20 protein-coding genes are annotated in these 25,724 nt (G+C 47.5%); 6 read left to right on the top strand and 14 right to left on the bottom strand.

Annotated features, from left to right (window positions below):
- Window positions 1-7 precede the first annotated feature (7 nt).
- Together uvrA and uvrB are read right to left on the bottom strand one after the other, a co-directional pair.
- Window positions 8-2,866: an excinuclease ABC subunit UvrA gene (gene uvrA, locus MHI48_RS27385; protein WP_091013108.1), complete on the bottom strand. Its 2,859-nt coding sequence runs from the start codon at window positions 2,864-2,866 to the stop codon at window positions 8-10.
- A gap of 650 nt (window positions 2,867-3,516) precedes the next feature.
- Window positions 3,517-5,508 carry an excinuclease ABC subunit UvrB gene (uvrB, locus tag MHI48_RS27390; protein WP_405142284.1) on the bottom strand — a complete coding sequence of 664 codons (1,992 nt, stop codon included), beginning with the start codon at window positions 5,506-5,508 and terminating at the stop codon, window positions 3,517-3,519.
- Between the two features lie 169 nt (window positions 5,509-5,677).
- On the opposite strand from uvrB, the gene MHI48_RS27395 reads away from it, so the two are divergent.
- Together MHI48_RS27395 and MHI48_RS27400 are read left to right on the top strand one after the other, a co-directional pair.
- On the top strand, window positions 5,678-6,475 hold the full coding sequence (locus MHI48_RS27395; RefSeq protein WP_036612388.1) for a flagellar motor protein: 798 nt from the start codon (window positions 5,678-5,680) through the stop codon (window positions 6,473-6,475).
- Window positions 6,459-7,301 carry a flagellar motor protein MotB gene (locus tag MHI48_RS27400; protein ID WP_340984157.1) on the top strand — a complete coding sequence of 281 codons (843 nt, stop codon included), beginning with the start codon at window positions 6,459-6,461 and terminating at the stop codon, window positions 7,299-7,301. The genes MHI48_RS27395 and MHI48_RS27400 overlap by 17 nt, the downstream gene beginning before the upstream one ends.
- Before the next feature lie 100 nt (window positions 7,302-7,401).
- On the opposite strand, the gene MHI48_RS27405 is transcribed toward MHI48_RS27400, so the two are convergent.
- From MHI48_RS27405 to MHI48_RS27415, 3 genes are read right to left on the bottom strand one after another with little or no spacing between them, the layout of a single operon-like run.
- The gene (locus MHI48_RS27405) at window positions 7,402-8,580 is read right to left on the bottom strand and encodes an ABC transporter permease (RefSeq protein ID WP_405142286.1); all 1,179 of its coding nucleotides are present in this window, start codon (window positions 8,578-8,580) and stop codon (window positions 7,402-7,404) included.
- Entirely contained in the window at window positions 8,573-9,769 is a 1,197-nt protein-coding gene (locus MHI48_RS27410) for an ABC transporter permease (RefSeq protein WP_405142288.1), read from the bottom strand. The genes MHI48_RS27405 and MHI48_RS27410 overlap by 8 nt, the downstream gene beginning before the upstream one ends.
- Before the next feature lie 12 nt (window positions 9,770-9,781).
- Complete coding sequence (locus tag MHI48_RS27415; RefSeq protein WP_405142290.1) at window positions 9,782-10,717, bottom strand: ABC transporter ATP-binding protein; 936 nt, start codon at window positions 10,715-10,717, stop codon at window positions 9,782-9,784.
- A 211-nt stretch (window positions 10,718-10,928) separates the two neighbouring features.
- Here MHI48_RS27415 and MHI48_RS27420 point away from each other — a divergent pair, with 211 nt between their 5' ends.
- Together MHI48_RS27420 and MHI48_RS27425 are read left to right on the top strand one after the other, a co-directional pair.
- On the top strand, window positions 10,929-12,140 hold the full coding sequence (locus tag MHI48_RS27420) for a sensor histidine kinase (protein ID WP_405142292.1): 1,212 nt from the start codon (window positions 10,929-10,931) through the stop codon (window positions 12,138-12,140).
- Between the two features lie 20 nt (window positions 12,141-12,160).
- Window positions 12,161-12,850, top strand: coding sequence for a response regulator transcription factor (locus MHI48_RS27425; protein WP_051449513.1), 690 nt, complete (start codon window positions 12,161-12,163; stop codon window positions 12,848-12,850).
- 89 nt (window positions 12,851-12,939) lie between these two features.
- On the opposite strand, the gene MHI48_RS27430 is transcribed toward MHI48_RS27425, so the two are convergent.
- The 5 genes from MHI48_RS27430 to ftsE form a co-directional block, all read right to left on the bottom strand.
- The gene (locus tag MHI48_RS27430; protein ID WP_405142294.1) at window positions 12,940-14,268 is read right to left on the bottom strand and encodes a PDZ domain-containing protein; all 1,329 of its coding nucleotides are present in this window, start codon (window positions 14,266-14,268) and stop codon (window positions 12,940-12,942) included.
- Window positions 14,269-14,332: 64 nt separating this feature from the next.
- Window positions 14,333-15,805: a S41 family peptidase gene (locus tag MHI48_RS27435; RefSeq protein WP_237177463.1), complete on the bottom strand. Its 1,473-nt coding sequence runs from the start codon at window positions 15,803-15,805 to the stop codon at window positions 14,333-14,335.
- 135 nt (window positions 15,806-15,940) lie between these two features.
- Entirely contained in the window at window positions 15,941-17,221 is a 1,281-nt protein-coding gene (locus MHI48_RS27440; protein ID WP_036612408.1) for a murein hydrolase activator EnvC, read from the bottom strand.
- Between the two features lie 187 nt (window positions 17,222-17,408).
- A complete protein-coding gene (ftsX, locus tag MHI48_RS27445) occupies window positions 17,409-18,326 on the bottom strand; it encodes a permease-like cell division protein FtsX (protein ID WP_036612410.1) in 918 nt (305 codons plus the stop codon).
- Window positions 18,316-19,002 carry a cell division ATP-binding protein FtsE gene (gene ftsE / locus MHI48_RS27450; protein WP_024631580.1) on the bottom strand — a complete coding sequence of 229 codons (687 nt, stop codon included), beginning with the start codon at window positions 19,000-19,002 and terminating at the stop codon, window positions 18,316-18,318. Before ftsE ends, ftsX begins: the two co-directional genes overlap by 11 nt.
- A gap of 254 nt (window positions 19,003-19,256) precedes the next feature.
- Here ftsE and MHI48_RS27455 point away from each other — a divergent pair, with 254 nt between their 5' ends.
- The gene (locus MHI48_RS27455; protein ID WP_405142297.1) at window positions 19,257-20,690 is read left to right on the top strand and encodes a VanW family protein; all 1,434 of its coding nucleotides are present in this window, start codon (window positions 19,257-19,259) and stop codon (window positions 20,688-20,690) included.
- A gap of 231 nt (window positions 20,691-20,921) precedes the next feature.
- On the opposite strand, the gene MHI48_RS27460 is transcribed toward MHI48_RS27455, so the two are convergent.
- The 4 genes from MHI48_RS27460 to MHI48_RS27475 all read right to left on the bottom strand — a co-directional run bounded on the left by MHI48_RS27460 (window position 20,922) and on the right by MHI48_RS27475 (window position 24,632).
- A complete protein-coding gene (locus tag MHI48_RS27460; protein ID WP_405142299.1) occupies window positions 20,922-22,475 on the bottom strand; it encodes an MDR family MFS transporter in 1,554 nt (517 codons plus the stop codon).
- A 72-nt stretch (window positions 22,476-22,547) separates the two neighbouring features.
- Window positions 22,548-23,231, bottom strand: a complete 684-nt coding sequence (locus tag MHI48_RS27465; protein ID WP_036612422.1) for a hypothetical protein — start codon at window positions 23,229-23,231, stop codon at window positions 22,548-22,550.
- Between the two features lie 34 nt (window positions 23,232-23,265).
- Entirely contained in the window at window positions 23,266-23,994 is a 729-nt protein-coding gene (locus MHI48_RS27470) for a polymer-forming cytoskeletal protein (protein ID WP_036612425.1), read from the bottom strand.
- Window positions 23,995-24,008: 14 nt separating this feature from the next.
- Entirely contained in the window at window positions 24,009-24,632 is a 624-nt protein-coding gene (locus MHI48_RS27475) for a YhbD family protein (protein WP_036612427.1), read from the bottom strand.
- 274 nt (window positions 24,633-24,906) lie between these two features.
- On the opposite strand from MHI48_RS27475, the gene MHI48_RS27480 reads away from it, so the two are divergent.
- Window positions 24,907-25,695, top strand: a complete 789-nt coding sequence (locus MHI48_RS27480) for an alpha/beta hydrolase family protein (RefSeq protein WP_036612428.1) — start codon at window positions 24,907-24,909, stop codon at window positions 25,693-25,695.
- Window positions 25,696-25,724: the final 29 nt, after the last annotated feature.

The raw sequence follows: 25,724 nt of genomic DNA on the forward strand, positions 1-25,724 counted from the left end.
GAGGACCTTAGTCCACCAACTGCAGTGCCTTGCTCCGCTCGGTATCCCTCTCCAGAACCGGCTTCAAGTACTTGCCGGTATAAGAAGCTTCCACTTTAACGATATCCTCAGGTGTTCCGGTTGCAACAATGGTACCTCCACCGCTACCGCCTTCTGGACCCAGATCAACAACATAGTCTGCCGTTTTGATCACATCCAGGTTATGCTCGATCACTAACACCGATTCCCCGGAATCAACCAGACGGTGCAACACGTTCAGCAAACGATCGATATCATCGACATGCAAACCGGTAGTCGGCTCATCGAGGATGTAGATGGTTTTCCCTGTACTGCGGCGATACAGCTCGGAAGCAAGCTTCACACGCTGGGCTTCACCACCAGACAATGTGGTTGCAGGTTGTCCTAGGTTAATATAGCCCAGACCCACATCCATCAGTGTCTGCATTTTACGATGGATCTTCGGAATGTTCTCGAAGAATTGGGTTGCATCTTCAACCGTCATTTCCAGCACATCGGAAATATTTCTGTTTTTATATTTCACTTCAAGCGTTTCCCGGTTGTATCGTTTGCCTTTGCAGACTTCACAAGGAACATAGACATCCGGCAAGAAGTGCATCTCGATTTTGATAATGCCGTCTCCACGGCAGGCTTCACAACGTCCACCTTTGATATTAAAGCTGAACCGGCCTTTCTTGTATCCACGGACTTTGGCTTCATTCGTCTGAGCAAACAGATCCCGGATATCATCAAAGACACCTGTATACGTTGCCGGGTTGGAACGTGGTGTCCGCCCGATTGGCGACTGGTCAATATCGATAACTTTATCGATATGCTCCAGACCACGAATCTCTTTATGCTGACCCGGACGTACCCGAGCACGGTTCAGATCACGTGCCAGCGTTTTGTAGAGAATCTCATTGATCAATGTGGATTTACCTGAGCCAGACACACCCGTTACCGCAGTAAACACACCCACTGGAATCTTCACATTCAGATTCTTCAGGTTATTTTCTTTGGCTCCACGTACTTCCAACCAACGGTCTCCTACACTTCTACGTTCAGTACGAATCGGAATGAATTTGCGTCCACTCAGATATTGACCGGTTAAGGAGTTCTCATCGTTCATGATCTCCTCCGGTGTACCCTGTGACATGATGGTACCTCCGTGGATACCTGCACCTGGACCAATATCAATGATATAGTCGGCAGCCATCATCGTATCTTCATCATGTTCAACCACGATCAACGTGTTACCAATGTCTCGCATATGCGCAAGTGTTGAGATCAGACGGTCATTATCCCGTTGATGCAAGCCAATACTTGGCTCATCGAGAATATACAGCACACCCATCAGACTGGAACCAATCTGTGTAGCCAGTCTGATCCGCTGGGCTTCCCCACCGGACAATGTACCGGCAGCACGACTCAGTGTAAGGTAATCCAGACCAACATTCACCAAGAAGCCGAGACGACTGTTGATTTCTTTCAGAATAAGCTTGGCAATCGTCTGCTCTTTCTCCGACAATTCCAATGTATCAAAGAATCGGCCAGCTTCACCAATGGACAAACTAGTCACATACGCCATGTTATGATCATTGATCGTAACCGCAAGACTTTCCCGTTTCAGACGCTGACCTTTACATGTACCACAAGGCTTCGCACTCATGTAACCTTCGATGAATTCACGAATACCTTCAGAAGCTGTATCACGGTAACGACGCTCCAGGTTATTCACGATACCTTCAAAGGTAACCAGTGCTTCCTTCCGTTGTCCAAAATCATTCTCATAGCGGAAACGGATTTTCTCCGTACCTGTACCCTGCAACAACTTGTTCATCTGCTCAGCTGGCAGATCTTCGACAGGTACATTTTGCGGAATGTTGAAGTGCTCACATACCGACTTCAGGAACTGCGGATAATAGGTGGATGTACCACCTGTCCAAGCATCAAAAGCTCCATCTTCGATGGTCTTAGTCCGATCTGGTACCAGCAGATCAGGGTCAACGATCATTTTGACACCTAACCCATCACAATCCGGGCAAGCCCCGAAAGGACTGTTAAATGAGAACATCCGTGGTGCAAGCTCTTCAATACTGAATCCGCACACCGGGCAGGCAAAGTTGGAACTGAAGCGCAGCTCTTCTTCGCCCATAATGTCCACAAGGAGTTGTCCACCAGACAGATTTAGTGCTGTTTCAATAGAGTCGGCCAGACGCGCCTGTACATCATCTTTAACAACAATCCGGTCAACAACGACTTCAATGGTATGCTTTTTATTTTTCTCCAATTGAATATCTTCTGACAGGTCACGCAGTTCCCCGTTCACCCGTACACGGACAAAGCCCTGCTTGGATACATCAGCAAATACACTTTTGTGCTCACCCTTACGGCCCGAGATAATGGGTGCCAAAATCTGCAACCGGGTACGCTCTGGATATTGCATAATGCGGTCAACCATTTGTTCTACGGTTTGGGAGCTGATCTCCACGCCATGGTCCGGACAATGTGGATGGCCCACACGTGCAAACAACAGACGCAGGTAATCATAAATTTCGGTCACGGTTCCTACTGTGGAACGTGGGTTACGGCTTGTTGTTTTCTGATCTATTGAAATGGCAGGAGATAATCCTTCGATGGAATCCACATCCGGTTTCTCCATCTGTCCCAGAAACTGCCGTGCGTAAGCTGACAATGATTCTACATAACGCCGCTGTCCTTCGGCATAGATCGTGTCAAAAGCCAGCGAGGACTTGCCTGAGCCACTCAGGCCGGTCAATACAACAAAGCGGTCACGTGGGATGGTAATGTCTATATTTTTCAGGTTATGCGCTCGTGCGCCTTTAATGACAATGTTATCGCTCGCCAATAGTATTCATCCTCTCAGTGTGTTAATCCAAACCTTTAAAGGCTTTTCGATCCCTCCCAAACCCTCCCTTCCAAGGGAGGGCCCCAGAGGGCGCAGCCCTCTGGACACCCGAAACAAGCGGTGCAACGGTGAGGGGTCGGGTCTTGCTATGTGAAGGGTTGTCGTGTGCCCGCGGCTCCGTATAAGGTTCCGGCTCATTGCCGGAACCTTATACGACCGCTCTACTGCGAGGTGACGCTCTCGGCTTCGCCTTGGTCGCGTCAGGTCGCCATTGCCTTTGGCTCGGCTCCAAGGTCAAGAGCGGGACGCTCTCGGCTTCGCCTTGGTCGCGACAGGGTCGCCATTGCCTTTGGCTCGGCTCCAAGGTCAAGAGCGGACGCTCTCGGCTTCGCCCTGGTCGCGTCAGGTCGCCATTGCCTTCGGCTCGGCTCCAAAGGTCAACACTGGGGCACTCTCGACTCCCAATTGCTTTCCTATTAAACCTTTTAACCAATTTCAACATTTCTATCAGTATAGACTTGATTTCAAGATTTCAACATCTCTTATTATCGGTAGATATCAACGATTTCCTTACTCAACAAGAGAACGGCCAATTGGCCGTTCTCTTGTTACAGATCCATCTTTACCGGAGCATATGAATGAGCTGTATCTTATTCAGCGCGAAGTTCCAGCAACGCATCGCGAAGCTCGGCAGCACGCTCAAACTGCAGGTTTTTGGCTGCATCTTTCATCTCTACCTCTAGGCGCTGAATAAGCGCCTGGCGATCTTTCTTCGACATCTTCTCGGCTGCGCCTGTGAGATAATCTTTCTTGGATTCGGCAACTTTGGTTGCCTCTATTACATCACGCACTTTTTTACGAATCGTCTGTGGTGTAATTCCATGTTTCTCGTTGTACTCGATCTGGATTGCACGACGACGCTCTGTTTCTTTTATTGCTTTATCCATCGAATCCGTTACTTTGTCACCGTATAGAATAACACGACCCTCGCTGTTCCGCGCGGCACGACCAATCGTTTGGATTAATGAGCGTTCGGAACGCAGGAATCCTTCCTTATCGGCATCCAAAATGGCTACCAAGGATACTTCAGGCAGATCGAGACCTTCCCGGAGCAAGTTGATTCCGATTAGGACATGGAAAACGCCCAACCTTAAATCACGTAAAATCGCCATCCGTTCCAACGTCTTGATCTCGGAGTGCAGATAACGAACTTTGATTCCAACTTCCTTCAGATAATCCGTCAGGTCCTCGGACATCTTCTTCGTTAATGTTGTGATCAATACACGCTCGTCTTTGGCAATCCGGTCGTTAATCTCACCAATCAAGTCATCGATCTGTCCCTTCGTTGGACGCAGTTCGATAATTGGATCAAGCAGACCGGTTGGACGGATAATCTGTTGCACCATCGTATCGGTATGCTCGATCTCATACGGGCCTGGTGTGGCCGATACATAGATGATCTGATCCATCTTGCCTTCGAACTCATCGAATTTGAGTGGACGATTATCCAGCGCTGACGGCAGACGGAAACCATGCTCAACCAATACCGTCTTCCGCGCCTGGTCACCATTGTACATCGCACGGATCTGTGGCAGAGTCACGTGAGACTCATCGACCACGATCAACAAGTCATCCGGGAAGTAATCCATCAGTGTGTATGGGGTATCGCCGCGTTCGCGGAAAGTCAGTGGACCGGAATAGTTCTCAATCCCCGAACAGAATCCAACTTCCTTCATCATCTCGATATCATACCGTGTGCGCTGCTCCAGTCGCTGAGCCTCCAGCAATTTCCCCTGTTCACGCAACACTTCAAGACGCTCCTCCAGTTCACGCTCAATGTTCACCAGCGCAACCTTCATCGTCTCTTCTTGCGTTACGAAGTGAGACGCCGGGAAGATGGCAATATGTTCACGTTCACCAATCAGTTCTCCGGTTAACACATCAATCTCCGTAATTTTCTCGATCTCATCACCGAACAATTCAACCCGAATTGCATGTTCACCCTTGGAGGCAGGGAAAATCTCAACAACATCCCCACGAACACGGAACGTACCCCGCACAAAGTTAATATCGTTACGTTGATACTGGATCTCTACCAGACGGGACAAAATCTGATTGCGCGGTTTCTCCATGCCTACCCGAAGTGAGAGCAACATGCTTGAATACGAGTGCGGTGAACCCAAACCATAAATGCAGGAAACACTCGCTACAATGATGACGTCCCTGCGCTCAAACAACGAACTTGTCGCTGCGTGCCGCAGTTTGTCGATCTCTTCATTAATACTTGAATCCTTCTCGATATACGTATCGGAGGACGGGATATATGCTTCTGGCTGAAAATAATCGTAATAACTGACGAAATACTCAACCATGTTATTAGGAAAAAAATCTTTGAACTCACTTGCAAGCTGCGCTGCCAACGTTTTATTGTGTGCAATAATCAGCGTCGGACGTTGCAGTTGGGCTATCGTCTGGGCTATCGTAAACGTCTTACCCGTACCCGTTGCACCCAGCAGTGTCTGGTACCTCTTCCCCTCCTGAACACCCTTCACCAATTCTATGATGGCTGCAGGCTGATCACCTTGGGGAGAAAACTCTGACTCGATTTCGAACGTTTTGTCGCTCATTATAATATCGCTCATTGCCGTATCTCACCCTATCGTCTAAAATAATAGTCACTATATATTGTCGAAGTTCCCCGAATTTTCATATGGGAAAACTTATAGTAATAGGAATATTTGTTCCCGTTTAATTATACCTCGTTCGTTTTAGTGATGCAAACGTGAAATGAAGATAGGAGTGGGTTAATTTATGGATATTGCGACACTTATCGGTATTATTGCCGGAATTGCCGCAGTCATTAGCGGTTTTTTGTGGGAAGGCGGCCAATTGTCTGGTCTCCTGCAAAAAACGGCTGCTTTAATTGTATTCGGTGGAACGATTGCTGCTGTGGTTGCCAGTTTCCCGGCGCATCGCCTTCGTACGATTCCAGCTGCCCTGCGTATGGCTTTTGGACGTAACAATAATGATTCAGGCTTGTGGGTTGAAGAACTGGTGGAGATGTCTTCAATCGCACGTCGCTCAGGTGTACTTGCATTGGAACGCAAGGTTATGGATCATCCGCATCCATTTTTGCAAGACGGTATTCAGATGGTTGTTGATGGTACCGATCAGGATGTGGTTCGCCAGATCCTGGAGATGGAGATCGATTCTATTGAACAAAAACATGAGGGTTACGCCAAAATATTCGAATCCGCTGGTGGTTACGCCCCAACCATGGGCATCATCGGAACCGTGATGGGACTCATTCAGGTCCTTGGCAGTTTGACCGATCCAACCGGACTCGGACCTGCCATTGCTGTTGCCTTTACCGCAACCCTGTATGGGGTCGCCAGTGCCAATCTTATCTTTTTGCCCATTGCCTCCAAGATCAAATCCAGAGGTGCCGATGAAGTACAGACCATGGAAATGCTTCTCGAAGGTGTACTTGCCATTCAGAACGGTGAGAATCCCCAGCTTGTACGCAAAAGACTGGAGTCCTTCACCCTCACGCATCGTCAGCATATACGCCCCCTAGCAAAGGAGGGATTGGATGAGTCGGCGCAGTAAACGGCGCGGAAAACGTGAAACTATCGATCATCGGGATCGCTGGATGATTACTTATGCCGATCTCATAACTCTGCTTTTGATCTTTTTTGTCATCATGTATGCCATGAGCAATCTGGATTCCGGTAAATATGACGTCGTTACTCAATCGTTACAAAATACATTTAATGCGTCCGACTCAATCCTTGAGCTTGGTGAGGGACTCGGTGAGAAACCCGGTCAAACGATTACAGAGACTCCACCATCCGAGGTGCAGGGTGAAGATCCTTCAGATGGTGAAGGAAACCCTTCCGATTCCGGGACTGCAACACCAGATAATGACAACAAGCCCCTCACAGAACGGGAAGAACAGTTCAGATCACAGGAGCAGGAATTGCAAAATCTGTTCAATGTGATTACCCAATATATCGAGGATAATAAACTGGAAAATCAGATTTTTGTTGCGGACAAGCCACAGGGCCTATCCATTACACTTAGTGACCGCTTCCTGTTTGATCAGGGGCAAGCTGCCCTCAAAGGGGATGCTGCACCCACACTAACCAAGCTGGCAAGTCTGTTTCGGGATCTGAATACCGTTGTCAGCATCGAAGGACATACGGACAATATTCCGGTCGGGGCCAACTCCACGTACAAAGACAACTGGGAACTTTCTGGAGAACGTGCACTGTCTGTATTACGATTCTTTTTGGATACAGAGAAACTTAACCCGGACGGATTCCAGTATGCCGGATATGCTGATACTCGCCCAACGGGTGACAACACCACAGCGGCCGGAAGACAAAAGAACCGTCGGGTTGAAATAACGGTCCTGCGTCAACTCCAACCTTAATCATCAATATCTCACATAATGCATCATTCCTTATGCAAAGAAAGCACGCTCTAACTGAATTCAATTCAGCAGAGCGTGCTTTCTTTTATGTCGTATTACCTTATGCCTCTACTCCTGGCTGGCTAGGGCGTAGAATCGCAGAGCCAACAGTCAGTAAAATGGCAGCCATGCCAAACAGAATCAATAGTGGCAATGTGATATCCGACAATGTACCGCCAGCAGAGATCGTCTCCACCGCCTGAATCGCCCATTTCTGTGGAACAAAGTTGGCGAGCTTTTGCATATAATCCGGCATCAACGAGATCGGCCAGAAACAACCACCTATCATACAGGTTGGCATAATGACAAGTGAATTCAGCATATTGGCATTTTTGGGATTACGGATTAATCCTGCCACGGTACTTGCGATCCCCATGGAGACCAGCATGAATGCAGCCAAGATGATGAAATGAATGCCAAAAGGAATACCGGCATCATAATGCAGTAGCCACCTGCTGACTCCCAAAACGAGAACAATCTGAATCATGCCAATGACAAAGCTACCGAGGAAGTTACCAAGCGCAATCTCATATGCACGGACGGGTGCCGTATATACTCTGGCCATCGTACGTTTCCTGCGATCTTCCATTATCACAGCCACTGCACTGGTCAACAGCCCCATCATAAACATGATTGTAAATCCAGTCACATTGTTCAGGCCTGGCTTGGGATAGATCTGCAGATCGGTGACTTCACCAGCGACTTGATGTTTTCCTATCTCCTGTAAAAGCTGTTCAAATGGCTTCTGTATACTCGATAGTATATCAGTCTCACTTGAGACAGGACCTGCTGCCACCTTAACAGCTGAAGCAGATTGTAACAATCCGCTCGTCAAACCTTCAACTGCTGCTCGTAGGGTATAGGAACTTTCACTTATACGCAGTTCCACCAATTGAATTTCGGTTGGCTTTCCTTGTAACAGATCCTCCGTATAATGTGCGGGAATGATAATGCCAGAACTTCCTTTTTGCTGAGCGATAGCTTCCTTCACTTCTGCTTCGTTTGTCATCGGCTTGAGCAGATACTCCTCTTTGTCAGCAAGTTCATGAATCATCCATGTCCCCGCCCCCCCTCCATCCTCATTCACATAGGGAATAACAGTACGTGTAATCTGCTCGCTTCCAAAAAGAGCAACTGCTCCTGTAACCACCAGGCAAGGCAGAAGCAGAAACGTAATGAAGCCCATTTTACGGCCAAGTGTACGTCTAATCATCAACCAGGCGATGTGTAGACTATTCATATCGGTATCCTGCCTTTCTATAGATCAATCCTGAGATGAGCAGTAATACAGCGCATACTACGCCTAACATTAGAATGTTATACAGGATCTCAGCTACAGGTGCATCCAGCATCATTCTCAGAAAACTTTGGAGCGCCCAGTGGTTAACCGTAAATTGGCTAAGCCGTTGTACAAAATCAATCGGAATGGGCATGAACCCACCGCTGATGAATGTCATGGCAACGATGATACCTTGTAAGGTTGCACTGGCCGATGCTGTGCTTTTGCATACCAGTGCGACGATCACGCCAAGAGTCATGGAGGCCAATGTTATACATACACAAGTCAGCACAATATACCAAGGATGGGTTCCCCAATCCACACCGTAGAGCCAGTATGTCATAAGTATGATCGTTGTTGCTTGTAAGAAAGCGAGTAGACTATTACCTGCAATTTTGCCAGCGAAAATAACTCCATTACCTATCGGCGCAGCCTGAAGGCGAATTAACGTTTTGTTATCACGCTCTCCAAAAAGGCTGGTACTGGTAGTCATGCCTGAGTACAACATGAACATTGCCAGCATGGAAGCTGCATAGTATTGGGAGGCACTATACGCCGTACCTGCCTTACCGGGATTAGTGACAGCAATGGAGGTGGAATTCGCCGTACCAGACTCCGAAGCAGAGGCCATGGCAGCAATTACTTCCGGACCGAACACTTTGGTAATCGCCATCTGTCGGTTCCATTCATCCGTAAAACGTGTGAACAAAGTTTCACCCAAGGTATTAAGTGTGTTGTTCTTTCCTCGTATCCACTGTAACCTGGCCTCTTTCCCCATCATCACGTTTTGCTCAAAATCTGAAGGAATCATTACAGCAAAGTCCAGCTTGCCGGTACGCAGCGAATGAACGGCCTCTTCTTCAGTCGTAAAGTTCTGCACCTTGACCATCTCAGCTACTTCCGGGGAATGAACGAATGTATCCAGCGCTTGATTAACCGTACTTGATCCTCCGCCAGATTCAGTACTCAATTGGATGATTCCCACACGTACAGTATCCGGAATAACATCATCCGCCGTACCCATCTTACTGGAAAGTGCCGTGCCCAATATAAAAATCAGTAACAACGGCAAAATAAAGAGGTTTAACACTACAGATCGAATCTTAAGAATACGCCTTAATTCAAAGATGCAAATATGCCATATATTCATCTCTTGCTCCCCCTAGTCCCGAAGCGTACGCCCGGTCAGATTGAGGAACAACGTTTCCAGATCCGGCTCTTCGACCTTGAGCGACTGAATGGATACTTCATGTTTGCTGCAAATGAAGAGCAGATCCTGGAGATCCTGCTGTGCCGAAGGCAGCGTAATGGTCAGTGTATTCTCTGAAACGTCTACCATCCGTACACGGGGGTGAAGTTTCAGTTCTTCCACGACGTCGGTACCGATACCGGAAGTGGAAAGCACTACTTTTTCCTCCGATGCTACCCGTTCTCTCAGCTCTGCTTCAGTCCCACAGGCAATAATTCGCCCCTGATCCATAATCGCAACCCGGTGACTAATCGCAGCCACTTCCTCCATGTAATGACTTGTATATATGATCGTTGAACCCATCTTGTTGAGTGTGCGTACCGATTCAAGAATATGATTTCGAGATTGCGGATCAATGCCAACTGTAGGTTCATCCATAATAATGAGATCCGGGCGATGTGTAATCGCACATGCGATGTTTAACCTGCGTTTCATACCGCCAGAGAAGGTCGAGGGGGCATCCTTTGCTTTATCCTGCAACCCTACAAATTCAAGCGACTCCTGCACTCTTTCCTTAAGCAATTTTCCACGCAGTCCATACAGTCTGGCAAAAAAGGTCACATTCTCCGCAGCAGACATGGTTTCGTATAAAGCCAGATCCTGCGGAACGAGTCCAATCTTGCGCTTTACTTCAAGCGGTCGCTCCTTGACCGAGATCCCATCTAATCTGATTTCACCCTGATCCATATTCAGGAGCCCTGCAATCATGCTGATGGTGGTACTTTTTCCTGCTCCATTGGGACCAAGCAATCCAAAAATCTCGCCTTTGCCAATACTAAGGTTCAAATGATCCACGGACAGCTTGCTGCCATATCGTTTTACTACATGATCTACTTCAAGTATGCCCATCCCTTTTACGCCCCTTTTCCGTTTCGGCCTTCGCCGCTGGATTTCATAATTTTATTGTAACGGATCGCAATCTGTAGCGAAGGTACAAAAAGTCATGAATCGAAGGTGACTTAAGTCATCTCCTGATTCGAATGCTGCTTATGGTATAATCAAGGGCGCATTACCAAGAGATTTTCTACTCCACTTTTTATATAAAGGATGTCATTTACATATGCCAATGCGGTTTCTGCAATATGGATTAATTATCGTTCCAGCAGTACTGTACATGTTGATGCTGCCCTTGGAAAATGAAGCTGTCTACACCCTGTATATCATCATTGCACTTGGACTCTCCGTGTGGAAAGATTTCAATCGTTCAAGTACACAGCAGTGGCTGTTGCTTCTGACCGAAATACTCTGGAGCTGCTGGCTGATTGCAATATATGGACCATTTATGTTTTTTCTCTCTCTATCCGTGCTCTACGTGTATATATACAGACTGGAGGGAAGTCGGAGATGGTTGATGTTTGCAATTCAACTTGTCGCTAACAATGTCGCTTTGCATTGGCATTATTCTGTCCCACAGGCACCTCAACCAGGGTTAACCACACTAAATACAACCGCCCCTACATTACTCTCCGCAGAGACAACTGCGATGGTTCTTGGCAACCTGCTTCTGCTCATCACAGCAGCTCTGTCTTGGCAGGGATCAAGAACGGCGAGCAGCCGTGGACAACTGGAACAAGTCTATGACGAACTTCGCAGCAAACATTACGAGCTACAAGAAACTCGTGCGCAGCTGCTGTTATTTACAAAGCAACTTGAAGGAGTGGCTCAGGCAGAGGAACGTACCCGTATCTCCAGACAGCTTCATGACGATATCGGTCATCGACTGATTCGCACTAAAATGATGTCGGAAGCCGCCCTGCTGACCCTCCCCCTGAGTATGGAACAAGGAACGGAAATGGTGAGACAGATTCGCGATCAATTGGCCGATAGTATGGATGATATGCGCAGCACACTACACAAACTGCAACCTAATTCCTATGCATCCGAAGCCTACGCCCTGGATCGTCTCCTAGAGGAAGTGGGCAGAGATACCGGCGTGAAGACACATTATGAAGTTCATGGCCCATCCCATGTGCTGTATCCCAGCATACAAATTGTTTTATACAAAAATGCCAAAGAAGCCCTGACCAATGCCCTGCGACATGGAAATGCTTCTTCTATCACAGTGGAGCTGGTATTCGGGGATCAGGAAGTCTGTATGAGTGTAAGTAATGATGGCAAAATCAATTCTCATTCTTCCAAGCGAAATGGCATAGGACAGGAAGGTATGCTTCTGCGCACACAAATGGTGGGAGGAGTCCTGGAGATTCAATCCGCTTATCCGTATACAGTGATTACACGCATTCCATTAACGAACCAGATGGATATACTCTGAAAAAGGAAGTGAATGTTCTCATGTCCGAACGGAATGATGTAAACAACAAGAATGATTCAGCCCACTCTCCGCTTATTCGGCTGATTCTCGCAGACGATGATTACTTCATTCGTGAGAGCCTGAAAGTGCTTCTCGGACTCGGCTCCGGCATTCGCGTTACAGGCACAGCCTCAAATGGACAGGAAGCGTTGGCATTGCTTGAAGCAGGGACGCCTGCGGACGTGGTGTTGATGGATATTCGGATGCCGGAATGTGACGGAGTTGAAGGTACCAGACGCATCAAGGCACGTTTTCCTGAAATCCAGGTGCTCATGCTAACTACGTTTGACGACGATGAGTATATTATTCAGGCATTACAGAATGGAGCAAGCGGTTATTTGCTCAAAAATGTTCCACCCGAGCGGATCATTCAAGGCATCAAGACCGTACATAACGGTGATATGTTAATTCATCCGGATATTGCCCGCAAATTGGCAGGCCTTCTTCGTCCCGCTGCAATTCCCCTGACACAGAATCCAATCGACGCCTATGGACTGACACGTATGGAGCTGGCGGTTGCCGAGGCCATATCGGAGGGGTTGTCCAATAAGGAAATTGCCGCCAAATTGTTCCTCAGTGAAGGCACAGTCAAAAACTACGTCACGGATATTCTCGGCAAGCTGAGCTTGCGTGATCGGACTCAAATCGCTATCTTTATGTTAAAAAAATAACAAAAAGGTATTTCCCTTGCCTGCGACGGCGTTCGGAAATACCTTTTTCATTGCTCGATTTATGCAACATACTTCATCACGTATGCTAGTTACATCTCCACGGACCCTTTATCACTGGCCACCGGGGCTGGCGGTAACGCCAAGGGAGCTTCGTCCCTTTGTGGTTTTTTCAGACGGGCAAACAATTTGAGGTTGATGATATGGAACAACGTCAGTGGACGTAACCGAATCGCCCAAACCTCGTGATTGTCCGGTGCCATAATGACCCCAAGCTGATGATGCTCCCCTTCATAGATCGCTCGTTGCATGAACTTGCTTTCACCCTGGTGATTGCGAACCTCAAGTTTGCAAAAAGCCGGGTTCATCCGCAGAGCACGATGCAACTCTTCTGGTGAATGAACCAACTTACCATTCACCTTGTACAATGTCTCACCTGCTTCAATCCCCAAATCTGCAGCAGGACTCTCCGGAATAACAGCCAATACCTTCAACCCATGCTGCGGATGGACAAATACCGGACTGCGGTTTTGCTCTTCAAACGCGCTGTACCATACCAGAAATTCATGTCCAATAAATGCAATCAGCGCAGCAACCACCATGAGTGGAGACCACCATGCAGCAAGCAAACTGAACACAAGCAAAGTTGCCCCGTATATCATCAACCGCTTTGATGAGATCTGTACCTTTTGTCCCGGAAGCATACTCTGCGTTATCTCACCAAATCCGAGCATAATCGGCAACGCAACCAGCATGTAACTATGACCTGCATTCATCAGTGGATTCCATGCCAGCTCCGCGCCACCTCCTGTGACTGGAACAAGAATCAGTAGAGGAATGGCCCAGAACTGCTGCAGTTGATATCCCCCAACCAGTTTCCCGCGTTTTCCCTCGAAGAGAAGTGGTGATGCCATCGATACCCCCTGCATGCGTACCAACAAGGCTTCACCCATATGTAGAAGGGCAGCCAGGACAAGCAGTGCAGGCATATCCAGGGTACGTAGCGTTTCCGTGATAGTGCCCATCCAACCCGATGGTTGCCAACCTGAAGCCAGATTCAAACCAAATTGCAACACACCCAGTAACCCGGCCGCATAAGCAAAGCACAGATACCGGATACGGAATAAGGATAGAATTAATGTTGCAGCCCATATGCATATCAGGCTTCCCAGTGTAAGATGTGCACCGAGGAATAGGGACACAATCGAGACGATGGTACCAATGAGAATGCCTCCGAGCACCGCCCGAATCGTCTGTGTTATCGAGCTTTGCAAACGAACATGGAACAATTTACGCTCCTGCAGTAATTGACGATGATAGATCAGCGCAATCAGGATCACCGCAATATAATAAAACGGCTGAATAAACAACTGCAACAAAGCTTCCCCTAATGTAGTTAACCACGGCCATACCCATTCCATTGTGGTCGGTCACCCCTCTCTTTCAGCCGGTTCAGAAAAAAAGAAGGCTGAAAATCAGCCTTCTTTATGGCTTCGACACAGCGGACGAAATATCCTTCGAGACATTTTCGATCGCGCGTTTCAGCTGTGCATCATATTGAGGATTAGCAATACGTTCAATCAGAGCCGCTTCCAGTGATTCAGCGGTTTTCTCGTCAATCTGGCCTGTAGCCTGAATGCCTTTTTGCTTCTGGAATGCCTTGACCGCTTCTTCCGTCTTCTGGTCGTAGTATCCATCCACACGATCCGGTTTGAAATCGAGTCCTCTCAGCATCGTCTGCGCACTTTTCACATCCGAGCTATTGCTGTCATATTTCAGTGGTAACTTCTCTTTGTTAATCGGTGCCACCGAGAAATAATCCGGCTGGTCTACCGCAATATCCGGTTTGATTCCTTTTTCATGAATCCAGTCTCCGTTCGGAGTGAGCCACTTGGCAATAGTGATCTTCAGCAAGCTGCCATCACCCATCTGCTTGTCATAACTCGTCTGGACGGTTCCTTTACCAAAGGAGTTTTCACCAATCAACTTAGCACCTGCTGACTGTTGTAATGCACCGGCCAAAATCTCCGACGCACTCGCACTGCCTTTGTTCATCAGGACTGTGACTGGGTAAGCTTTGGCTGATCCATTGGACTTGCTTTGTTCCTTTTTGCCGTTCTTGTCTTCAACCTGCACAATAACCTTGCCTTTGGGAACAAACTGTTCAGCAATATCAATAACAACTTGCAATACACCGCCTGGGTCATTCCGTACGTCGATGACCAGACCTTTCATGTTCTGCTTCTCAAGCTTCGCCAACTCTTCCTTAAAGCGATCGCCTGTATTCAAAGAGAATTGAGTAATGGCAATAACGCCAATTCCGCCATCCTCCATGTGAGCATATACGGTCTCCAGATCAATATCATCACGTACAATGACAAATTCAATCAGCTCGGAAGATCCAGCACGTTTAACTTGTACCTTCGCTTCACTGCCCTTGGGACCTCTGATTTTGTTAACAGCCTTGTTCAGTTCCAAACCTTGCAAGGATTCGCCGTTGACCGACATAATCATGTCTTTTGCACGAATACCCGCTTTCTCGGCAGGAGATCCTTTGATTGGGGAAACAACAACAACGTTTCCATCCTGTGAGGATACCTCTGCGCCAATACCGGTAAATGAACCTTCGATCGACTCTTCAAACTGAGCAGCTGTTTCCTGCCCCATATAGTTGGAGTACGGATCACCAAGGGATTCCATCATGCCGTTGATCGCACCGTCAATCAATTTGGTCTGATCCACATCTTTATAATAGTTGCTGGAGATCAAGTCCATCGCAGTTTCAATCTTTTTCAAATCGTTCTTCTGCTGTGTATTGCCGGTTACACTAGCCAGCAAACCTTCGCCCGCTGTGGTCTGGTTTGCGATTCCCGGGTAAGTCATTAGTACCAGGGTTAGCAAACTACCACCCAGGAGACCCACAATGACAAGCAGTAGCGCCGATCTTTTCTTCATCATCCGTTTGTCACCGCCTTTAGTTTTGAAGCGTGTCCGATTCCATTGTTGCCAGAATCCATTCCCTGAACATGCCAGCTTATTATATGTCTAGCTTGTACGGAATATGTTTTTTCCATTCGAACGATGGAGCAATAATTACAAATAGTTCATCGGATTTACAGCGGTACCGTTGTCTCTCACTTCAAAGTGCAAGTGAGGTCCAGTAGAGTTCCCTGTATTTCCTGACTCAGCAATGGTATCCCCTTTGCTTACTGTGTCTCCCTTGCTGACTTTGAATCCACCTTCGCGCAAGTGACCATATAACGTCCATAGTCCACCGCCGTGGTCCACAATAACCGTATAACCATAACCGCTATACCATTCAGCCATGATCACGATTCCGCCAGAAGCAGCGTGAACCGAAGTTCCCTGAGGAACAGCAAAATCGACACCGGCATGCATTTTACCCACTACGCCCGTAATTGGATGGGTACGGGGGCCGAATCCAGAAGAAATACGTCCTCCAGATACCGGTCTTGAGAAGATACCATTACCGGATGAATACGTGACCTCACTGCTACTATCCGAACTCACTCTAGTAGGCGCCTTGGCTGCAGCTTTCGCCCGAGCCGCTGCTGCGGCTTTTGCTTTGGCTGCGGCGGCTGCCTGCTGTTCACGCAATTTATTTTTCTCTTGAAGAAGCGCTGAACGTTTGCTGGCAATCTGCATTAATACATCTTCCTGCTCTTGTGTCAGCTCTTCTGACTCTTCAATTTTAGCATCATATGAAGCGAGAAGCACTTGCTTTTCCGCTTCTTTTTCATTCAATTGGGACTTGCGCTGTTTCTTCTGTGCATACAGGCTCTTGGCTTCCGCATATTGCACATCCAATTCTGCCTTTTTGTCCACAACCAGTTGCTTGTCCGCTTTGTGCTCATCCAGCAGATGCTGGTCCTGATCCACAATCGTTTTGAGTGAATCCGCACGGGTCAGGAAGTCAGTGAAGCTAGTAGAGGACAACAATACATCCAGATAGGATACAGCACCGTCCGTATACATCAGGCGTACACGTGACTCCAACAATTTTTCCCTTGCAACAATGCGTTCTTCTGCCGCTTGCAGATCTTTTTTTGTTGTACGGAGATCTTCCTCCGTGTTCTCGATCTGCAAGGATACACTGGCCAGTTCATCACTAACGACATTGATCTGTTCCATGACAACCTTCAGATAAGCGTTGGTTTTGTTCTTGTAATGCTGTGCTTCCTTTTTGTTGGAAGCCGCTTTTTTTTGCTCCTGCTTGGCAGAAGCCGCCTTGCTCTCCAGTTGCTGAATCTGTTGGTCAATATCGCTGATGCTACTCTTGGCATATCCGTCAGAAGGTTGAAGCGTCAAACTGGCCAATAACGTAAAGGCCAGCAGCGAAGCGGTTTTTTTCAAAATGATGATCCCCCATCCTATGATTTCACAAGAAAGCAACCTGCACAGGTGGTGAACAGCATGTTCTTTGCTTTCTTCAATCTTAAAAGACTCCGTCTTTCCTACATATCGTCAAACAGCGTCCATTAATGAACCTGCTTTACCATTCTTTTCGACATATTCTGCAATTCGATCGTTGAAAACAAAATTAAACGTTGAGTGATTTCCGAATGGACAGTGTACTTCCCAAAATACCTACCAGCACACCAAGTCCGATCAACAGTGTTCCAAACAGCCCCCAGATTTCGCCGAGCGGAATCAAGTTAAGCATCTGCATGAAGACATCCTGACCAATCGTCTTCATCAACTGGCTGTATCCAACAAACAGCACACCAACCGTAATGACCGAGCCAATAAATCCAATGAGTGCACCTTCAATAAAGAAAGGCCAGCGAATAAAGGTATTGGTTGCACCAACCAGCTTCATAATTCCGATCTCCCGGCGACGTGCCAGAATCGTTACGCGAATCGTATTCGAGATCAGGAACATGGACATGAGACCCAGTCCCCCGACAAAAATAAATCCGATGTTACGAACAAGCTTCGTAAATTTGAACAACACTTCCACCGTTTCCTTGCCGTAGTTCACTTTCATGATCGGCTTCTCCGGGTGTTTTTCGTTCAAAGCTTCGATTTTTTGCGCCACAAAAGTGACGGTTTCCGGTTCAATGACCTCAACTTCAATGGTCTCCGGCAGTGGGTTGTTGTCCACATCGAAACCGCTAAGCACGTTATCTGCGCTCTCTCCAAGACGCTCACGGAACTCCTTGAGTCCTTCTTCCTTGGAAACAAAACGAATCTCACTTACTTCAGGCATCGCACTGATTTCTTGCTCCAGTGTGTTACGCAGGTTCTCGTCCACATTCAGTTCGAGGAACGTGCTGATCTCCACCTGGCTATCAACTTGATTCGCCATGGAGTTCACATTGAGGACCAGTAACATAAACACACCAAGAATCAATAGCGACACAATGATGGACATGATGGAGGCCACAGACATCCAGCCGTTGCGGAATACGTTTTTGAATCCCTCCCGCAGATGGCGCAAGAGAGTACTAAAATTCATAACCGTATTCCCCTCTCATCTGATCCCGTACAATCTGTCCACGTTCAATCGCAATTACCCGCTTACGCATCGTATTCACGATATCTTTGTTGTGGGTTGCCATAACAATGGTTGTTCCCCGGAAATTAATCTCATCCAATAGTTGCATAATGCCCCACGACGTCTCCGGATCGAGGTTACCTGTAGGCTCATCCGCGATAATAACCGATGGGTTATTGACGATAGCCCGTGCAATAGCAATACGCTGCTGTTCTCCACCCGAGAGCTGTGAAGGTTCGCGATTTGCCTTGCTCCGCAGTCCCACCAAGTCGAGCACTTCCATCACTCGTTTTTTGATATGACGCTTCGGTGCTTCAATAACTTCCATGGCAAATGCCACATTCTCAAATGCTGTCATCCGTGGCAGCAGACGAAAATCCTGGAACACAACGCCGATGTTACGACGCACATAAGGAATCTTTCTTGGCTTTAACTTACCAATATTAAATCCGTTAATGGATATTTGTCCTTTGGTCGGAACTTCTTCTCTGTACATCAATTTCATAAATGTTGATTTACCTGCGCCGGACGGACCGACGATATAGACAAATTCATTGCGGTCGATCTTCACCGACACCCCTTGTAATGCGTGGGTCCCATTGGCGTAGGTCTTCCACACGTCCTGCATTTCTATCACATCATCACTTCCTGCTCGCATAGTTAGCCATTATAATTTCGACACAATCCCGGCATTTCCTTTAAAAAGACCTGAATTTCATCAGGAAAAAATCCACTTCGTTCCTGTTTCAATGGTGAAGCATGGATGCATATGAAGTTTATTGTAACAAATTTGTTACCTATTGAGTACCCGAAAGTTTTCCTGCATTGGATCATATATATAGAAAGTGTTACAAAGTCGGGAACAACCGAAGTATAAAGGAGCGTACGGTTATGAAAAAAATACATTTGACGGTCATTGTTCTATTCTCCATCCTCTTGATCAGCTCCGCGTCCTATGGATTGTTGTATATGTACGTGAATCAGCCTGCCCTGCCCAAAAACGTTCATGTTGGCGAGATGCTGGTGGAGGGGAAGAATCGCAAGAACGTATTGCATGAATTGGATGAACAGATCCAAAAGCTGGAGGACTGGCCTGTCACCTTTGAAGTGACTGAACCCAACCCCCAGACGATGTCGTATACCGCAGCTCAGGTGGGGGTGAGTTACAACGTTAACAGCTTGGAGTCCGCGATACAGCAGCTGGAGGAAGGTAACCTGTGGGAACGCGCTTATGCACGTTATCATTTTCCGAAAGAGTTCTCTCTCAATATGACCTATAACTCAAGACCACTCCAAGAACATCTCAGCCCTGCCTGGGAAAAAGAAACCTTCGGTACACCTGCGGACGCTGTTCGCCGCATTACCACAAGTGACAAAGTCCAGTATATCCCGGAAAAGGGCGTCCGCCGGATTGATTGGAATACACTCACAAGTCTCATTCAGACGAAGCTGCACCGAGATTTCAGTGTACTCAACCCGGATGAGAAACCCGCCCCATTGCTGATCCAGGTACCACTTTATACACTGAAACCTGAAGTAACTCTTGATTCGCTGCGCCAGGAAGGCATTGACCGAAAGATCATCCAGTTCTCCACGGGTCTGGGCAATAGTAGTGAAGGCCGGATACATAATGTCAGCGCAGCGGCGGAAGCGATTAACGGCATGATTTTACCACCGGATGCCACATTCGATTATGAGAAGGTCGTCCGTCAAGCTGAAAAGGAGTATGGGTTTCGTGAGGCCCCGGTCATTGTTAATGGAAGACTCACCCCCGGAATTGGCGGGGGAATCTGCCAGGTATCCAGTACGGTGTATAATGCAGCACTGTTGACGGGTCTTGATATTATTGAGCGTCGCAACCATTCCCTGCCGGTCAAATATTTGCCCAAAGGACTGGATGCCACCTTTGCCTCGGGAGCCATCAACTTTCGCTTCAAGAACAATACAGGAAAATCCTTACTCATTCATGCAGAGGTGAAGAACCATCAATTGATGGTGAAATTTTTCGGCACATTCCCGGAGAATGTCAGCTATGCACTTGAATCTCGCACCATTGAAACATTAAGTGTTCCGGTAAAGTATGTGTCCAGTACGGTACTGCCTGATGGTGCACAGCAGGTGCTGCAAGACGGACAGCCTGGATATATTGTGGAGACGGTAAGAACCAAGAGGCTGGACGGCAACGTGGTCGAATCCAAAACGATTACAAGGGATACGTACAAAGCTCAGAATCGCCTGATTGCCCGCTCCGGTCATAGCAGCCTGCCTGACCCGCAAGGGCCTTCTGTGGTCGAGGACGGGATTAGCGATACGAAACAACCTTAATTTTTTTCAAAGCAACCGACAACTTACAGACCACGGAATGGTACAAACAAGGTCCTGCCGTAATTCATGGATAAACATAAGCTGATCACACGAAAACAAAAAGACACACTTCACGTCCCTTTTGGGGATAAGCGAGAAGTGTGTCTCTACATTTTCAAAGATAAGTTATTCGAGTTTTATCAAGCTACAATCAGCTTTACTACCGTAACTTACAGTTTACTGCATTACGGTTTAGTGACCGCCGGTGTATTCGCCTTGCTCTTCGCCTACAACCATCTTCTCTCTTCCCATGAAGAAGGAAGCGACCAACGCGAGTGCAGCCGGAATTACAGCCCAGGCAAATAACTGTACGATGGAAGAGGACAGGGCATGTGTGATGGTATCCAGCACCTGAGGCGGAATCGCCTGTCTGAGTTCTGGTGAGAGCAACGCATGTGGATCTGTCAGATCCACTCCCTGCGGCATGCCACCCGCTGAAGCACCGCCTGCTTCCGCAGCCGAACCAGCGAGAGCATCGTTCATTTTACGCGTAAATACCTGGCTCTGTACGATACCAAAGATCGTAATGCCCATCGTCATGCCGAGGGACCGCAAAAAGTTAAGTGTGGAGCTTGCTGCTCCGCGCCTTTGCGGTTCAAATGCGTTCATGGCTGCATTGCTAAGTACAGAGAACGACGCACCGACACCCAGACCAACCATCACCATGTAGATACGTATCGTCCAAAGGGAAGAATTCTCATCCAGTGTGGTCAGCAATCCAAGTCCAATGACAAGTAAAGCTAACGTAGGGATCATGATATTGCGATACTTGATTTTGGTCATCAGCACCCCGCCCAGGGACGCCGTCACAACAGACCCAAGCATCATGGGCAGCAGCACAAGACCGGAGTTGGTCGCTTTACCACCGAGTACCCCCTGTATGAAGATCGGAATGTACACGGATGCTGTAATGAACGCCGCACCACTGAACATACCAATAACGTTACTGGACCAGTAGACCCGGTTGCGGAACATGCTGAAAGAGATGATTGGTTCTTTGGCTTTGGTTTCTGCAAAAAGGAAGAGCAGCGCTAATGCTACAAATCCGGCAAACAAGCCAAGAATCTGCCACGAACCCCAGGCAAATGTTTTGCCGCCCAGTTCCAGACCAAAGATCAGGCACACAACAGCACCGATCAGTGTTACAGCACCCAGCCAGTCGATCTGTTGGGATTGATGCTGATGGGATTCTTTATAAAAGAACGCAATGAACACAAATGCAATCAAGCCTAGCGGCAGGTTGATATAGAATACCCATTCCCATGTCGCATACTGGGTAATGTAAGCACCGAGCAGAGGTCCGAATACGCTGGAGAGGCCAAAGACGGCTCCAAACAATCCACCCAATTTACCACGAGATTCTGGTGCAACGACATCAAACATGATCGTAAAGGCAATCGGCACCAGGGCCCCCGCACCAATACCTTGAATCGCTCTGTACATCGTCAATTCCACAATAGACGTTGCCGTTCCGCACAGCGCTGAGCCAAGCATAAACACAATAATACCAAATACAAAAAACTTCTTCCGTCCATACATATCGGATAACTTACCGAAGATCGGCATCCCTGCCATCTCAGCCACCATGTACGCGGAGGTAACCCAGACGAACTTGTCGAGCCCACCCAGCTTCCCGACAATATCCCCCATAGCTGTTGCCACGATGGTATTATCCATCGAAGCCATTAGTATGCTGAGCAGTAACCCTGCCAGCACCAATCCAATACTGTTTTTACGTGCAGCCATTGTACTCAATCTCTCCATTCACGCTCTATTCATATGACTGCATTAGTATATCCGAAAAGAAGTCTGCGTTAATCAGTCCAAGGACCGATTGCTTTGCAGCAAAACTTCCGATTGCGGATGAATTTGCAGAGATGAACGGTATTCCACTGTACCAATCCGGCAGCCAGGACCGATTTTTATTTTATCGCCACGGACAATCTCGGCCTCCGTATTCTCTAATTCAATGTCATCACCTTCGATAATCTGTGCCTTGAGAATTGATTTATTCCCCGTAAACAAGTCATTCAAACGGCCACTCTTCACCGAGATGATGGAACCACCCATTTCCTTGACCTCGGATGGACCCATGATTTTGAGTATGATGTGTTCAGCGCTGAGCATTCCCGCTATCGTCAAACGGCCGTTCAGCTTGATATTTTCCGCCTGACAATCCCCTGACAGATGAAGTTCACCGACCACTTTTATATGCTCAGCTTTGGCATGCAGGCCAGATGCCTGGATTCCATCCTCACCACCGTTGCTGGCCTCTCGCTCTGTCAGAGTCAGGGTTCCGGTAATTTTAATATCTGTGGATTCAAGCGATCCGTATATGACCGATGTACCCGTACATTTGAATCGATCACAAGATAGATTGTCGTTAAAGGACGCGTCCCCTACGACCTTGATCTTGCCGTACACGCCACCAGAAGAACTGCCATCACCAACGATGCTGATATCCATTTTTTTGTCCAATGAACGCCCCGGATTGTTATTCATGTCGATCCCATCCCTTTCTCTCCATATCCAAACTTTAAATTCGCTGACTGCTGCCCACCTTGGCATCCTGATCTACCTCAAGTTCACCTGAATACTCAACCAGTCTGATGTTACAGCCGCGACCGATAAAAATGTTACTCCCCCGAACAACGTCAGCTTCGGTATCTTCCAGCACAATCTCATCACCCTCAATTAAGGATGTCTTAAATGAAGGGGTCCCGCCCAGACCAATACTTTTCCAAAAGCCATTCTGTTGTTCCTTGCGACGAATATCGATACGCTCTCCGCCAATCTCTTTAGCCGAAGAAGATGTATGCAGCCTGATCTCCACTGTTCCCGCATTCAGTAAACCGCTGATCTTAATATTGCCCCGTACATTCAGGGACTCACATTGGACATCCCCTTCAATATCGATCACACCGCCAATATCAATTCGTTCCCCATCTACTCTTCCACGTACGGTACACTTTCCGTTCACTTCAAGTTCAGGGCTATGGAGATCTCCGTTAATCGTCGTCATGCCATCCACCCGAACACGAGAACTGGTCAGAGGTCCATTCAACGTGCACATGCCGTTAATCGCTGCACTCTCGGAGGTCAAAGCGCCGTGCATCTTCAATGTTCCATTCACTTCCATAGAGGTGCAGTCCAGGTTGCCGTTCACCTTAGCCATGCCATCAATAGATACACGGTGAAAATTCCCGCCTGCCGTTTGACTTATGCCTGCCACATTCAGATCATTCCGCTTATTCCGCTCTTCCATAGATGATCCTCTCCTTATCCCAATTTGAGTTTTAATTCTTCCATAAATGTTCCCATCGGCTGCCTAAGAACCACTTTCACACCATTGTCAAAATAAAACTCCGTTCCTGCTGTTACCAGCATGAATGAAGGAACACCCATCTTACGAATAAGCACGAGTTCGCTGGGTTTGCCTGTAAAACGATAATAATGTTCGGACATCACTTCGATCAGCAACGCACCCTCTTGCCGAGTAATATCTCCGCTCATTAACAGCTTATCAAGGACGTAGAGCATCATAATCTGCTCCAAAGCATACAGCGGTTGTTCTCGACCTGCTTCTTTTAACAGATCCAGCGAGATTTGTGAAACAATGTTTCGCTCTAATAGTTGCTGTGCAGACATCTCTACTTCACCCAACGTAGGTGAGAACACGTCTGCCAGCTCATCCAGCGATAATCCGTCTTTCATATTGAGAATCTTGTCAATGCGCAGTAAAATCTGTTGTTTGGGAAAAAAGGTCTCTTGTCCGGTGTAGGACGACTTCCGAATGAACCATTCTTCCGGAATGAGATTTTTCCGCTTCCAGCGGTATAACTGGCCGTATGAGATTCCTGTCAGGTCCAACAATTCTTTCTTGGAGATCAAATCATCCGTCATATATGGTCCCCCTTTTTATTGAAATGAGTGTAACATAACATTGTTACGTTGTAAACCAGATTGAAAAATCGATGATCAGATTACAGTTTTCCACTTTAACCACTGGTGTGAAATTCTTTGTTTTCTACTGTAGATCTTGTTATTGCAATGGAAGCGTAATGCGTATAACCTGTTACATATAAACACTTTGGAGGCCTAGGCATCCAATTTCCATCCCATCGTCTCATGTCAGAACACGTGGTTAACGAACTTATGAAAGGGGTTTCTTATACTCATGGCACTTATTAAATGTGATTTTTACTCGGATACGCTCGGGCTTAGCACCAGCATGCATGTCATTCTGCCGCAACAAACCCACAATCAGATCGGTATGGAGAATGTGACTGGCAAAGGACTGCACCCAACCCTGTACCTGCTGCACGGTCTGTCTGATGATGATTCCATCTGGCTGCGTCGGACTTCCATCGAACGTTATGTGGCCAACCTCGGGATCGCCGTTGTTATGCCACAGGTTCACCGCAGCTTCTATACAGATATGGTAGAAGGCGGACGTTATTGGAGCTTTATCAGTGAAGAACTGCCGGCACTTGCTCGTTCTTTCTTCCCACTCTCAGACCAACGGGAGGACAATTTCGTTGCCGGATTATCCATGGGTGGCTATGGGGCGTTCAAGCTGGCCCTTCGTAAACCAGATCAATATGCTGCAGCTGCCAGTTTGTCTGGAGCACTCGATATGTCTGCACATATGGATAGAAACGCATCCTCAGCATTGCAACAGACGGAGTTACAACGTATTTTCGGACCAGAGGTGGCAGGCACCGAGAATGATCTGATTCATCTGTTAAAAGAAAGACAATCTAGCGAAAGTCCTCGGCCTTTGCTCTACCAATGCTGCGGAACGGAAGATTTCCTGTATGAGGATAATCAAACCTTCCGTCAAGCCTGTGAACAGACGAACTTCGAACTGACATACGAGGAAGGGCCTGGTGAACATGAGTGGGGCTACTGGGATACCAAGATTCAGGATGTATTGAAATGGTTGCCTTTACAAAAGCGCGATTAGTGGAGAATTACAATGGAGCTACCGCGAGT

Origin of the sequence: Paenibacillus sp. FSL H7-0942 (assembly GCF_045040715.1) — a bacterium.
Taxonomy (GTDB): Bacteria; Bacillota; Bacilli; order Paenibacillales; family Paenibacillaceae; genus Paenibacillus; species Paenibacillus amylolyticus.